At 41.1% G+C, this 14356-nt stretch carries 15 protein-coding genes and 1 pseudogene; 2 read left to right on the top strand and 14 right to left on the bottom strand.

The window, feature by feature from the left end; all coding sequences use genetic code 11:
• Window positions 1-256: pseudogene (locus H5185_RS17315) on the bottom strand (M48 family peptidase); the annotation flags it as partial.
• 163 nt (window positions 257-419) lie between these two features.
• Here H5185_RS17315 and H5185_RS17310 point away from each other — a divergent pair.
• Entirely contained in the window at window positions 420-641 is a 222-nt protein-coding gene (locus H5185_RS17310) for a sulfurtransferase TusA family protein (protein WP_124015918.1), read from the top strand.
• A 23-nt stretch (window positions 642-664) separates the two neighbouring features.
• Window positions 665-1747 carry an AI-2E family transporter gene (locus tag H5185_RS17305; RefSeq protein ID WP_124015919.1) on the top strand — a complete coding sequence of 361 codons (1083 nt, stop codon included), beginning with the start codon at window positions 665-667 and terminating at the stop codon, window positions 1745-1747.
• 151 nt (window positions 1748-1898) lie between these two features.
• Here H5185_RS17305 and H5185_RS17300 read toward each other — a convergent pair whose 3' ends face one another.
• From H5185_RS17300 to H5185_RS17240, 13 genes are all read right to left on the bottom strand, one after another.
• Entirely contained in the window at window positions 1899-2132 is a 234-nt protein-coding gene (locus H5185_RS17300) for a DUF2897 family protein (RefSeq protein ID WP_182742708.1), read from the bottom strand.
• Window positions 2133-2204: 72 nt separating this feature from the next.
• On the bottom strand, window positions 2205-2942 hold the full coding sequence (kdsB, locus tag H5185_RS17295; protein WP_124015921.1) for an 8-amino-3,8-dideoxy-manno-octulosonate cytidylyltransferase KdsB: 738 nt from the start codon (window positions 2940-2942) through the stop codon (window positions 2205-2207).
• Window positions 2943-3029: 87 nt separating this feature from the next.
• Window positions 3030-4100, bottom strand: a complete 1071-nt coding sequence (gene kdnB / locus H5185_RS17290) for a 3-deoxy-alpha-D-manno-octulosonate 8-oxidase KdnB (RefSeq protein ID WP_182722789.1) — start codon at window positions 4098-4100, stop codon at window positions 3030-3032.
• A gap of 71 nt (window positions 4101-4171) precedes the next feature.
• Complete coding sequence (kdnA, locus tag H5185_RS17285; RefSeq protein WP_124015923.1) at window positions 4172-5356, bottom strand: 8-amino-3,8-dideoxy-alpha-D-manno-octulosonate transaminase KdnA; 1185 nt, start codon at window positions 5354-5356, stop codon at window positions 4172-4174.
• A 169-nt stretch (window positions 5357-5525) separates the two neighbouring features.
• Window positions 5526-6152, bottom strand: a complete 627-nt coding sequence (gene can, locus H5185_RS17280) for a carbonate dehydratase (protein WP_124015924.1) — start codon at window positions 6150-6152, stop codon at window positions 5526-5528.
• Window positions 6153-6262: 110 nt separating this feature from the next.
• The gene (locus H5185_RS17275; RefSeq protein WP_182722790.1) at window positions 6263-7111 is read right to left on the bottom strand and encodes an alpha/beta fold hydrolase; all 849 of its coding nucleotides are present in this window, start codon (window positions 7109-7111) and stop codon (window positions 6263-6265) included.
• Window positions 7112-7146: 35 nt separating this feature from the next.
• Window positions 7147-7857 (bottom strand): M15 family metallopeptidase, encoded by a 711-nt coding sequence (locus H5185_RS17270; RefSeq protein ID WP_310741675.1) that lies wholly within the window; start codon window positions 7855-7857, stop codon window positions 7147-7149.
• Window positions 7848-8981: a succinyl-diaminopimelate desuccinylase gene (gene dapE / locus H5185_RS17265; RefSeq protein WP_182742707.1), complete on the bottom strand. Its 1134-nt coding sequence runs from the start codon at window positions 8979-8981 to the stop codon at window positions 7848-7850. The genes H5185_RS17270 and dapE overlap by 10 nt, the downstream gene beginning before the upstream one ends.
• Window positions 8981-9322, bottom strand: coding sequence for an ArsC family reductase (locus H5185_RS17260; protein ID WP_182697174.1), 342 nt, complete (start codon window positions 9320-9322; stop codon window positions 8981-8983). Before H5185_RS17260 ends, dapE begins: the two co-directional genes overlap by 1 nt.
• Window positions 9323-9585: 263 nt before the next feature.
• The gene (gene crr / locus H5185_RS17255; protein ID WP_182722792.1) at window positions 9586-10095 is read right to left on the bottom strand and encodes a PTS glucose transporter subunit IIA; all 510 of its coding nucleotides are present in this window, start codon (window positions 10093-10095) and stop codon (window positions 9586-9588) included.
• Window positions 10096-10176: 81 nt separating this feature from the next.
• Entirely contained in the window at window positions 10177-11898 is a 1722-nt protein-coding gene (ptsP, locus tag H5185_RS17250) for a phosphoenolpyruvate--protein phosphotransferase (RefSeq protein WP_182722793.1), read from the bottom strand.
• A gap of 13 nt (window positions 11899-11911) precedes the next feature.
• The gene (locus H5185_RS17245; RefSeq protein WP_124015930.1) at window positions 11912-12169 is read right to left on the bottom strand and encodes an HPr family phosphocarrier protein; all 258 of its coding nucleotides are present in this window, start codon (window positions 12167-12169) and stop codon (window positions 11912-11914) included.
• A gap of 277 nt (window positions 12170-12446) precedes the next feature.
• Window positions 12447-14063 (bottom strand): methyl-accepting chemotaxis protein, encoded by a 1617-nt coding sequence (locus H5185_RS17240; RefSeq protein WP_182742706.1) that lies wholly within the window; start codon window positions 14061-14063, stop codon window positions 12447-12449.
• Window positions 14064-14356: the final 293 nt, after the last annotated feature.

The following is a 14356-nucleotide window of genomic DNA, read 5'->3' as shown; positions in this document are numbered from 1 at the left end:
AATAAAACGGTGTTTTGACTCCTGTAGCATTAGCAACCAGCTTATTGCCCAGTTCTGATAAATACTGACTTAGCACCGGATCACTTAATACGGGGGCAGAAGAACGAATAACCCGCATGTATGCGTCACCGTAAACGGTTTCTTTTTCTAAACTAAAGGTATTAACTGCAGCCGTACCCAGATCTGGAAGATCATTATTGGCAAAACTGTGGCCAATACTGGCGGCAAATAGAACGCTAATTGCGCTCGCGGCCAGTGTTTTTGAAAAGGTCGATAATGATAATTTGCTCAAGCGAAACCTTTAATGATGATTGAATTGAAAATTTAAGCTTAACCAACAAGTTTGCTTAAGTTACATTGCTTGTGGTTTATTGTTCAAGCTAGGATAATAGCCCTAGATTGTTTAAAGCAAGTTGATAATGATTTTAATTGATTTAACACCTTATGTTTGTCCCTATCCTTTGGTAAAAGTAAAACTTTTACTGAGGCACATGGATGTAGATGAAAAATTACATGTACTGTTATCAGACCCCGGTTCACGCCGAGATGTTCCCTTGTTGATAAAAAAAATGGGTTTTGATATTGAAATCATTGCTGATCAACCGCACTGTTTATCATTTATCATCACCAAAACAAATTGAAATTGTATATATAAGGTTCTTCAATGCTGGAATTTTTAACTGATTGGTGCAAAACCCGTTTTAGTGACCCGCAAGCCATCACCTTAGTGTTTATTATTGTGGGAATTGGTTTGGCATTATACTTTGGTTCTGGTCTGCTTGCGCCATTGCTCGTTGCTTTGGTACTAGCCTTTTTACTTGAATGGCCAGTAGCACAAATGTCGCGATTGGGAATAAGCAGAACGATGGCGGCATCAATCGTCTTGGTGGTGTTTTTAGGCTTAATGATTATTTTGATGTTTGGTTTAGTGCCCAGTATATGGCGCCAAGGGGTGTCATTGGTAACTGATTTACCTTCTATGATCGATAAGGGTATGTTACTGGTTAGAGAATTTAGTGCCGATTACCCTCAATTTATCAGTGCTCCGCAGCTTGATTCAATGATGGAAGAAATCAAAAAGATGCTCGATACGCAGCATATTATTGATTTAGGTAAACAAATTCTTGGTTATTCAGCGTCATTACTGGTGTTAATGGTGTACGCCATTTTAGTACCATTGTTGGTATTTTTCTTTTTGAAAGATAAAGATTATTTGATAAATGGTAGTAAACGGTTTTTCCCCACTAACCGCGGTTTAGCGCGAAAAGTGTGGTTTGAAATGGATCAGCAAATTTTTAACTATATTCGTGGCAAAGTAATTGAAATTGTTATTGTTGGCGTAGCCAGTTATATTTTCTTTGCGATTATGGGGCTAAGTTATTCTGCGTTACTTGGCGTGTTGACCGGATTATCTGTGTTGATCCCTTATGTCGGGGCAACATTAGTGACCTTACCGATTGCGTTAGTGGCATTTTTCCAATGGGGCTTTAGTGCTGAATTTGGTTATTTAATGTTAGGTTATGGCATTATTCAGGCGTTGGACGGTAATGTTTTGGTACCGTTATTGTTCTCTGATGCCGTTGATTTACATCCGGTAATGATCATTGCGGCTGTATTAGTCTTCGGTGGCTTATGGGGGGTATGGGGCGTGTTCTTTGCAATACCGCTGGCATCATTAGTTAAAGCGGTCATCAATGCTTGGCCCAATAACCAACAGCAACAACGAGTCTCGTTCGACAGTGAATAATCCCTGAAGATCCTCAATTGAGTGATAAAAAAAGCTAACCCGTTATGGTGTTAGCTTTTTTTATGGACTAAATACGCTGTGCTGATGAACGATGAAAATAGCAGTATGTGTTGCAGGAAAACCGCGCTTAGATGACGTTATTGTACTCGCACTATAGGGGCTTATCTTTACTGTCTTTATCGTCTTCGCTAGAAGGTCGTTGATTAAGTTTATCAGTTGCTTGTTGTGAGCTGTCTTTAGGTGCGGTTTTATCGGTGCTGTCTTTTTGTGCTCCAAACTGAGGCATCTTAAATTTGGCTGAATATTTTAATACTGCAATATTACTCGCGATAATCCCGATGACTAAAATAATAATTAGCCATACTTCATAACCTTCTAAACTCATGGAAAACTCCTGTTTAACCTTAGTATTATCGCCTTATTGCTTTAGTACTCAGACTAGGTTAACACATGTTAGTTAGTCGACAGCTAAGCGCAATTCGCATTTGCGAATATCTTCAGGGGTATCAACTTCTGGTGAGTCAAATGCGCTGATAGCAATTTTAATTTTATGGCCGTATTCAAGAGCGCGAAGCTGCTCTAATTTTTCCAGATCTTCAAGTCTACCTAAAGGTAACTTAGCAAAGGCATTCACAAAACGTTTTGTGTAAGCATAAACACCTAAGTGTTTATAGACAGGGTAGTCGTTGGTATCACGGCCAAAAGGAATCCGGGCCCGTGAGAAATACAATGCATTATAGTCATTATCAAAGACCATTTTAACGTGCATTGGGTCATCTAGTTCTCTTTTATCGACAATTTCAAATCCTAACGTCGCCATTTCAAACTCACCAGGATGACGTTCAAATAGGCTAATGATTTGCTCAATTGAGATAGGATCAATCAGTGGCTGATCACCTTGTAAATTAATCACTAAATCGTCATCGCTAAGACCCAGTTGCTCAATAGCATCATTAATACGATCGGTTCCAGAAGCAGCTTCAGGGCTAGTCATAACAACTTTACCGCCAAAAGATTCTACCGCGTGTTTAATGCGGTCATCATCAGTGGCAACATAAATATTATCGACACCTTTGGCTAAAGAAGCACGTTCGTAAACATGTTGGATCATGGGTTTACCATTAATCGGGGCCAGCGGCTTGCCCGGGAAACGGCTTGAACCATAACGTGCCGGGATTAATAGAGTAACGTTCATTAATATGACCTATTTGTGTAGTGATTATGGTGTAGACAATAAATAAAAGGGCTCATAAGAGCCCTTTATGATTGAATCTATCGTGTATTATATACGACGGAACAACTTAGTCAGCATTTCGTCGGTAACTTTTTCTTCCCAGCCTTTACCATACACGTTGTCCCAAAGTGGGCCCATGCTCTTGGTCACAGCAACCATCTTAGCGATAGTCTCATCCGGTAAGTCTTTACAGATGTTTTTAGGTAAAGTGATGTTATGAATTTTCATCATTTTACGGAATTCAGTTACGCCTTCTGGGTAGAATTCTTCTAACACATTAAAAGCTAAACAGTTACCAATGCCGTGATGATAGCCCAGCACATAACCTAAGCCGTAAGACACCGCATGACATGCCCCCACTTGACTATAAGCAATGCTCATACCGCCCATATAAGATGCCATCATTAGCTTGTCATCTTTTTCTGCGTGGTCGTCTAAGAACACCTGACGGCATAAATCCATCGATTTTTCAGCGAATGCTTTAGCGAACTCATTTAAATAAGTCCCCTGTAATGATTCAACACAATGGATAAAGCAATCCATACCAGTATAGAACCATTGATCAGTCGGTACTCCGGCAATAAGTTCAGAGTCCATAATGATTTGATCAAATACAGTGTAGTCAGAGTTTAGTCCGAGTTTACGCACCGGGCCGCACAATACTGCTGTACGAGATGCTTCAGCCCCCGTACCAGAGACTGTTGGAATGCCAATATGGTGTACAGCAGGATTTTTAATTAAATCCCAACCTTGGTATTCTGAAGAACTGCCTGGGTTAGTTAGCATTAACGATACCGCTTTAGCTAAATCCATGGTTGAACCGCCACCTAAACCGACTACGCTTACAGGCAATGTCGTGTTAAAGGCTTTAACTTGAGCCGTTAATCCATCAACTTGTTCGGTGGTGGGCTCTTCATCTACGTTTACGTAAATCAGTAAGTCGTGTGCTTTAGTTGGTACGCGGTCAGCCAGTGGCTTACCTTGGTGAACATCATCAACTAAAAAGACCACAAAATCGTTAGCTTCTTTGCGTTCTTGACCTAGTACAACATCAAGTTGCACGAATGAGCCACGGCCGAAAATCATTTTTGGTACGCATTTAAAATTTTTAAAACTCATTACAACAGTCTCCATTGAGATAAGTACTGTAAAAAGTGCTCTGAGCCCTTACAGGCTCAGAGGTGTTTAGACTAGGCAAAAGCACGTTTGATGTTTTCAATACGCTCAGCAATTTGCTCATCTGTCCAAGATAACTTGATCAGCATAGAAATTGTGCGGCTCATGATAGCGTCAGACTTAGGTGTCAGCACCTTAGTATAATCTGGGCGATCAGCAATTAGCATGATCGGTAACGCCGCCGGTGCTTTGAGTTCTTGGATGTGCTTCCAGTTTTTAAGGTAATGCCAGTTGTTAACATACCAGTAAAAACAGCCATCAACTTTGTTGGCAGCCAGCTTTTGGTTAATTTCTTGGGTACGCGCTTCTGTTGGCATCATAAATGTTAAGAAGCCAGCTGAATCGCCTTCAGGATCAGGAATTTCACGGAAAGTGATTTCGGCAATAGAAGCCATAGCATCTTTGATGGTTTTTTTGTTTTTACGCTGAATGGCAATGATTTTATCAAGCTTACGTAATTGCGCTAAACCCATGGCTGCATTCATTTCAGAAATACGGAAATTCAACCCCATAATAGGATGTGATTCTGCACCACGATCACTGCCGACGTGGTCATGACCATGGTCAGAAAACATGTGTGAATGGTTATAAATATCGCTGTTGTTAGTGACAATTGCGCCACCTTCACCACAGGTGATGGTTTTGACTGAGTCAAAAGAGTAACAACCCACATCACCAATTGTACCTAATGCTTGACCTTTATAACTGCCGCCGATAGCTTGACATGCGTCTTCTAAAATCACTAAGTTGTGCTTCTTACACACGGCTTTGATTTCGTCCATTTTCGCCATAGAGCCGCACATATGAACAAGGTTTATTGCCTTGGTTCGTGGTGTGATAACGGCTTCAATGCCCTCTGGAGATAAACATAATGTTTCGTCAATTTCAGCAAAAATAGGCACAGCACCGGCCATAAACACGGCTTCAACAGAGGCGACAAAGGTAAATGGAGGCACAATAACTTCATCACCAGCACCAACGCCTGCTGCTGCCATTGCAGTTTGTAATGCAGCAGTACCACTTGATACTAAATGAGCGTGTTTTACGTTCATCTTTTCGCAAAGTAGTTGCTCCATGTCGCGGGTTTTCCAGCGATCATTGCGCATATGGTCGAAGTTATAACGGAAGGTAAAACCGTTCTCCATTACATCAGCAACTTCCTGCTTTTCCTCAGGACCAAATAATTCAAAACCAGGCATGGAAATCATCTCCTAAAAATTCTGCGCATAGTAGCGCTAAATAAACGGCTTGATTATAACGTTCTTCAGTAGTGGTTCGCGACTTTTATTGCATATTTTTAATAACAATAAACAAAGGCCTGCTAAATAACAGGCCAATTAAAACAGCAGATGAAGATAGATTAAACAGTTATGCTAGATTTTGCCCATTAACACGGCCATTTGTACGGTCAATGGTCACGTCTAAATCAGTAAGCAATCCGTTATCAATCCCATAAATCCAACCGTGTATTGCGACTTCTTGACCACGATCCCAGGCTTCTTGAACGATATTAGTCGATACCACATTTGACACTTGTTCGATGACATTAAGCTCACACAGACGATCAAAACGTTGTTGCTCAGTCATTGATTCAAGGTCGTCTTGATGAATACGGTATATGTCGCGTAAATGACCAAGCCAATTGTCAATTAAACCTAATCGTTCTTTATTCATTGCAGCCCTAACACCACCGCAGCCGTAATGACCAACAACCATTATGTGCTTTACTTTCAGCACATCAACAGCATATTGCAATACAGATAAGCAATTTAAATCAGTGTGAATAACCATGTTAGCAATGTTACGGTGAACAAATACTTCACCGGGCAGGAGGTCGATAATTTGGTTTGATGGCACACGGCTATCTGAGCATCCAATCCACAAGTACTCTGGGTTTTGTTGCTTTGCCAGTTGAGCAAAAAAGGTAGGATCTTCTCTACTGATCCGTTCTGCCCAACGGCGATTATTATCAAATAATGGTTTAAGAAGTTTCATTGATGCTCGAATTAGGTCGTTTTTAAACCTGTAAGTCATTACAGGCTATATGTCATTTTGTTACGAGTATATCAGCAATGCCTATCGATCTGGTCTATCCATTGATGTGATTAATTAAAATTAACTTTACTCAAAAAATCAATAAGATGCTGATTGAAAATGGCTGGCTTTTCGATGTTAGCAAAATGACCCGCTTGTTCAATGTGCAATAATTGACTGCCATCGATAGAATCATGCATTAAATAACTTTCCAATGCGGTACGCAAATAGCCACTTAAGCCAACTGCGATTAATGTGGGTAAAGTCAGTAACTCAACATATTCTAAGGTATCGCGTTTAAAGATAGCCATGTTAGCCATGTTAAGTAATACCGCAAGTTGTGCGCTTGAATAAGTGGTTAGTTGTGTATTGAATTGCGCCACTACAGTACTAAGGTTAGCATCTTGTTGACTCAATTGCTGGATCTCTTTACTGAAAAATAACCCGCTAATAGTTTGTGCAAGTTCAGCTGAGATCGTTTGTTCATTGGCAATTTTTGCCATGAGTCCTTGGTATTTGATGCAGTTAACTTGTGGCTCGAATCCGACAAAACTGTTCAACATCACTAACCCATGGATACGAGCAGGTGCTTGTAAAATAACTTCTGCAGCAATCGCGCCGCCACTACCATGACCTATGATGGCGGCCGATCCAATATCAAGCATATCCATTAAGGTTAATACCTGCTGGGCCACATCTTGTAGGTTTTGGGTATTGTCAGGGACTGTGGTTGTTTGACCATGGCCCCAAAAGTCGATGGCGATACAACGATATTGTGACGATAGTTTATCAATTTGTCCTTGCCACATGGCACTGGAGGCGAGTAAACCATGGCAAAAAATAACCACAGGCCCATGGCCTTGATCCACGTAATACAGAGGTTGATTATCAATCATTTTATGGGGCATTAAAGTGGACATAACAGACTCATATAAAGGGGCTGTGCGCGCAGACATTACGTCGGAGAAGGCGCAACAAAGAAAACATAATGATCAACTAACTCAGTTAGTCGTTCAAGTAGCGGTAATTTTAATGATATTTCTGCAGCAGACAATACTTTTGCTAATTCCAGTGCGCTAAATTCAACTAATAATTCATTTGCCACAGGATAATAACTCATGTGCCAAGGTTCAGGACTGACACCGCTTAAATTGGCTTGATATGGAAAGTAAAATCCAAATTCGCCTGCGTGTAACTTGAGCCAGCGATGCAGCGGGGCGCAAGGGCCGTCGTTTGTGTATTCTGCGGTGACTAATTGTAATGATTGTTGGCTAATACCATTGGCATCATATATATCGAGGTCAGTGCCCCAGTGGTGTCGTGACGCCCCTGGTAATGCAGACCATATCAAAATAGTATCAATCAGTTGTTGTGGTGAAAGACTATTGAATACCACAGGGGTTGAGGTGTTATCTAGCAACGGCCTTTGACCATTGGCTTTGGCATTCCAAATGTTCAATTGACGATCAAACGGCCGATATGCCGAGCATATCTGGACATCAAATCCAGCTATTGATGCCGCGACCTGCAGCTGTTTAAATGCAGTTGCAGTTCGCTGCTCTAGTAAATACTGCCCAATAGAGACCAAATGATGATCGCCTAAACCGTATAGCTTAGCGTGTTCGCTAGGGATATCGATTAAAGGCGATTGGGGCTTTATTTGCACAAGAGTTTTTCCAAAATACGCTCATAGCAATTGGCTAATATCTCTAAGTCAGCCACGTTGACACACTCGTTAACTTTATGAATAGTGGCGTTTACTGGGCCTAGCTCCAGCACTTGGGCGCCAGTTGGTGCAATAAAGCGTCCATCTGAAGTACCACCAGAGGTTTGTGGATCGGTTTCATAACCAGTCACTTCTCGAATGGCTTCGCGTGTGGCGTCAAGCAGTGGGCCATCTCCGGTTAGAAACGGTAGTCCATTAAAAATCCAATTGATATCATAATCTAAGCCATGGGCATCAAGAATACTCACCACTCGTTGGATCAGCTCTTCTGCTGTGACTTCTGTGGAGTAACGGAAGTTAAACATGACTTGTAAATCGCCTGGGATCACATTTGACGCACCCGTACCCCCATTAATGTTAGCAATCTGAAAACTGGTTGGGGGGAAAAATTCATTACCACTGTCCCAATGCATTTGCGCCAGTTCTGTTAGTGCAGGAACCGCCTTATGAATTGGGTTGTCTGCAAGGTGAGGGTAAGCGACATGACCTTGAATACCATTAACGGTCAAATTACCGGTTAAGCTTCCACGGCGGCCATTTTTAACCACATCACCTAACTTATGGGTAGAAGAGGGTTCGCCAACTAACGCCCAAGTCATTTTTTCATTACGAGCTTCAAGGGTATCAATCACGCGGGTGGTACCATTGATAAACGGACCTTCTTCGTCACTGGTAATTAAATACGCGATAGAACCATTATGGTCGGGATGCTTAGCAATAAAGCGTTCAGTTGCCACAATCATTGCAGCTAACGAGCCTTTCATGTCTGCCGCGCCGCGGCCATGTAAATAGTTATCTATGATGGTCGGCTCAAATGGCGGTGTATGCCAGCGGTTCAGGTCGCCAGTGGGGACGACATCGGTATGGCCGGCAAAGCAAAATACAGGATCGCTGTTTCCTCGTCTTGCCCACATGTTAGTGGTGTCTTCAAAGACCATAGGTTCAATATTAAAACCAATGGCAGCAAGACGCTTGGCCATCAGGGTTTGGCAACCTTCATCCAGTGGTGTTACCGAGGGACGTGAAATCAGATCTTTTGCTAATTCAACTACATCGTTATTCATTATGCAAACCACGCTTGGTATTCTGCGACGTTAAAGCCAATCAGTATTTTATCATCATTAACTAACACAGGGCGCTTTACCAACGTTGGATATTGCACCATTAAGGCGATGGCTTTGTCTTGGCAAATATCCGTTTTTTCGGCGTCAGTTAACCCACGAAAACTGGTGCTGCGCTTATTAAATAGCGTTTCCCAACCCGCAATATTAGCCCACTGTGCAACGGTTGTTTCACTCAGGCCATCTTCACGAAAATCGTGAAACGTGTAATCAATCTTTTCGGCTTCAAGCCATTTGCGCGCCTTACGAACTGTATCGCAATTTTTTATGCCATATAAAGTCAAAAGAATACTCCATTAATGTCTATTGGGTTGTGACGTTAAGCTTTAGCTCTCAAAATGAGCTTTGAAGACAGCCTAGTGCAAACTGGATATTAGCAACATTGTGGCATTGTGGGGCGGCTTGAACAAGCCGAAGAAGCTGTTTTGAAAAGATTTCATAATATGCAACCTACGATCGCTTAAGGTGAAGGTTGCATATTATTGTGAAGAGAATGTTTACGACAACTATTGAACAGGGTTGTTAAATAGAACGAGCCAATTTGATGTTACATTTGTACGGTAAAAATAACATCTTTACCAGCAACTACACTACCTTGGGCTTTATCGAGTTGTTTAACATCTTCCATATTAGCCAGTACCACTGGGGTCAGCAGGCTGTCGACCTTGCCACGTAAATAGGCTAAATCAAAAGATAAGATTGCTTCACCTGCTTTAACTTGTTGGCCTTCTTCGGCCAAACGTTTAAAACCATTGCCCCTAAGCTCAACGGTGCCAACACCAAAATGGACAAACAATTCAAGCCCTTGTGGTGATTCAATGCTAAACGCATGATTAGTCTCGAAAATTTTACCAATAGTGCCATCAATTGGGGCAACAATAAATTCGCCCTTAGGGTCGATAGCAATACCATCACCAACAATTTTTTCTGCAAATACCACGTCAGGTACTTTTTCGATTGCGACAATCTCACCCGATACAGGTGCATAAATGGCAATACCACCCGTTAGCGGTGGTTGGCCTGAAATCAGTCGTCGAATGCGGCTTAAAAATCCCATAAGAACTAGCCCCTTTTATTAATATTTTTATGCGGTTAATTGTAAACGGCTATACTCACTTTACCAACATTATTTGTGTGATTAAACGCAATCTTGTGCAAAAGCGTTAATGGCTTTACGAATATCAGTAATGCGAGTTAACTGTGTGATGTGTTGTGCATGGTGAACAAAATGACTGTAATTACCCTCGATTAATGCCACTTTCACGTCTAATAAATTGGCCGGATTGATACTCAATTCATCAAGACCGAGTCCGACTAATAAAGGTAAGACTTGTGGGTCGCTGCCAAGTTCACCACATAAAGATACCTTAACCTGAGCCTGTTTACAGTGACTTACTGTCATAGAAATCAGCTGGATCACAGCTGGCGATAATGGAGGGTATTGTTTGGCTAAATTCGGATTGGTGCGATCGGCCGCTAAGGTATATTGAGTTAAATCATTTGTACCAATACTGACAAAATCAAGCATTGGCAACATGCTGGGTAAATTAAATACAGCAGCAGGGGTTTCAACCACAATACCATAGCTCAGTGTTCCGAAGCCTTTTTCTTGCTGATTTAATTCTTGTTTAGCACGTTCAATTAATAAGAACGCGGCGTCAAGTTCTTCGACTTGACTGACCATGGGGAACATTAATCGAACTTGGCCATGATTTGCAGCCCTCAGTATCGCTTTTATTTGAGTGATGAAGGTTGCTGGGTGCGCCAAACTATAGCGAATACCCCGAATGCCAAGGGCAGGGTTATCTTCATTGGTTTGCGGCAAGCAAGGAATTTCTTTATCGGCGCCAATATCAAAGGTTCGAATGGTCAGTACTTCACCTTGTAAGCTGTGAAGGGCATCACTATAAAGTTTATATTGTTGTTGCTCATCTGGCAGTGCTTTGGCATTCATTAGTAAAAATTCGGTGCGAAACAAACCAATGCCTTGAGCCCCTACATCAGTGATGTGAGATATTTCGCTTAAGTTACCCACATTTGCAAGTAAAGTGACTTGATGGCCATCACGAGTTTGACTGGGTCTATCTTTGTAAATCATCAAGGCTTGGCGACGGACTACTTCTTGTTGTTGTTTTTGTTTTAATTGTTCAAAAACTTCCGTTGAAGGTGCAACATGTAACTCGCCTGACATGCCATCTAAAACCAGTTGTGCTCCATCTTCAATGACATCTTTGGTTTGCGAAAATTGGTAATTAAGCAATGCAGGAATACCTGCTGCACGCGCCAAAATTGCGGTATGGCTGGTTAGCCCGCCTGATTCGAGGATCAGTCCGGTAATGTGGGTTAATGGTAATATCGCAAATTCAGCAGGGGTTAAATCATCAGCCAGTAATATGGTGTCTTCGGTGAGAGCGGATAAGTCCCACTGTAAATGTCCATGTAACGCACTGGTGAGGCGCTTGGCTAAACAAATAATATCAATGCTACGATTTGCTAAATATGGGTCGTCTAATGCTGACATTTCTACAGCATGTTGATTAAATATACGATCAACCGCCACCGCAGCACATACTCTAAATTGGTGAATATGTTGATGCAGTTGTTGCTGCAGCTCCTCGTCTTCAAGCAGGATAATATCACTATCAATCAGTTGAAAATGATCACACTCAGGACACAGATGATGTTGGCAGTGTTGTAAATGAGCAATAAGCTGATGAATAGCTTGCGTTAATTTTTGCTGCTGATCGTCAATTTGTTCAATAGAAAGCAGTTTAAAATCAAGTGGCGGCAGTTGATTGGTGATAGTCAGTGCTTTACCAAAAGCGATACCAGCAGAAACAACGATTCCATTGATTGACATTAAGTTGTCCTAATTAGCTAAGCGTAACGAGCAGTGAGGCAATTTTATCAACCGCCGCTTGTTCATGCTCACCAGAAGCAAATACCGTGACAGATACACCTTGGTATAGGCCTAATGTTTGTAACTTAAACAAACTTTTGGCACTGGCTTGTTTGCCATTGCACTCTACCATAACGTCACAAGCAAATGCTTTGGCTTCTTTGACTAACAAAGCCGCAGGACGTGTATGAATACCATGAGGAGCAACAATGGTGACCGTTTTTTGATACATAGATAAAATACTCAGTAACGAATGACAACTAAATACTCATTTAACTAAACCATTCAAATAGACTGACTAAAAATACGATTTAGCTTAGGCCATATTTGAGTTGAAGTGTTTAGGCATTTAATCTGATGGCCATAATATACCCTAAAGTGATCAGCGCTAAAAGTGATGCTCGGCGCAAAGTCTTTAGCTGTTTCGATATTACACCATTAAGCTGGACAATTAGATGTGCTCTGAGGCTGCCAGTGATTTACTCGACTGGCAGCAAGAGTGAAAGGGACTAGATTTTGAACTGACCTAAGGTTTGGCTCATGTCGACACTAATAGTCTGTAATGATTGCGCTGCGTGGCTGTGGGTTTCATTTGCCATTAATGACTGTTCGGTGAGTTCTGAGATAGTACTGACGTTGACATTAATGTCTTCGGTGACTAATGCTTGCTCTTCTGTAGCACTGGCCAGTTGTGCTGTCATGCTGCTGATATTATCAATTAACGCTAAAATTTCGCTAATGGCATCACTAGACTGCATCGCTTTTGATTGTAACTGGGCAGACTGCTGTTGTGTGCTGGTAATACTCTGAATAACCGATTGAATACCAGTCTGAATTTCACTAATAATGTGATTAATTTCATTTGTTGAGGATTGCGTTCTATTTGCGAGCGCTCGCACTTCGTCTGCTACTACAGCAAAACCTCGACCATGTTCACCTGCTCGTGCCGCTTCAATGGCAGCATTAAGTGCCAGCAGATTAGTTTGATCGGCAATACTGCCAATCACATCAAGAATACTGCCAATTTCAGCAGATGATTGGCTCAAGGTTAACGATACCGTTTCTGCTTGATGTAATTCATTAACCAAACTTTCTGTTTGTGCAACGGTTTGCTGCATTAATTGTTGGTTTTGTTTGGCTTGATGCTTCACATTTGTTGCACCGTCAGCCGCATCCTGAGTGTTACGAGCCATTTCTTGGCTAGTGGATAACATCTGATTAATTGCCGCAGCAACACTTTGGGTTTCACTGTGCACTTGGTTAGCACTTTGATTGGACATGTTAACCGTGTCTAACAAATGCACCGCTTCATTATTTAAGGTATTTCCAAGCGGTTGTAGCGTTGCAACCATATTGGCAATTTTAATCACAAATTGATTAAACCCATGTGCTAATTTGGCCACTTCATCATTACCTTCAGTTGACAAGCGCTGGGTCAAGTCACCTTCACCTTTAGCAATTTGCTCCATGGCATCAATTGTCACGTTCAGTGGCTGGGTAATTGAGTGGTTAAGTAATAAAAAGAACCCAAAAATAGGCACCGAAATAATCATCATAATAATGAAATAATCAATGATAATTCCCGTCATGCTGTTATTAACACTGTTGACGTTAACTTGAGTGATAATGATCCAATTCATTGCCGGATAATACTTTGCTGCGGCTAATACGGTTTGAGATTGATTTTGTTGATTAATTATCTCAAATTGTGCCTGAGCAGTTTGCTGTTGTTTAGCTGTGCTAATAAGCTGTTGGTAAGATCTTGCTCCATCAACGGCCCCTAAATTACTGATTGGCTTATTGATTGAGTCAGGATTTAGTGGATTAACAATAATATTATTTTGATTATCAATAATGATAAAAGCTTGATCTTCAGATACCTTAATGTCGCTGGCAAACTGAGTGATTGCTTGGACACTGGTATTAGGATCTGCGAGCTTGAATGCATCAAGTGTGCTATTTAACAAGGTCACTTGGCCAGTAACCTGCTTGAATTGCTCCTCGATTAAATGATTGTATTGTTCCTTTATTGAAAAAGAGCCAAAAACGACTGTGCCGACAGCGGCCAAAGCTAGCATTATAAATAAGCGCTTTAAAATGGTTAAGCGTCGCAATAATCCAATCATTGTCTATCCTAGTATCATATATCCATTTAATGTGGCGAAATTATAGTGATTTTATCAAAAAACTTAAGCCTAAATTATTATTTTTGTGAGCAAACAGTGGAATTTAGTTATTGATAAAAATAATGTTTGTTTTTATAAAAATGTATTGATTATCAATTGATTAGTTGGTTTATAAATTCATCGTATTAATACCTTTTCGTTAATTACCCTAATCTTGCGGGTAAATAGAAAAAAAATCAAAATTAAAACAATCAATTAGCATGTTAATTAATCGATCAAACTTATAAACCAAC

Source organism: Shewanella sp. SG44-6 (assembly GCF_014164185.1).
GTDB lineage: Bacteria > Pseudomonadota > Gammaproteobacteria > Enterobacterales > Shewanellaceae > Shewanella > Shewanella vesiculosa.
This window is presented reverse-complemented; position numbering and strand designations above follow the sequence as displayed.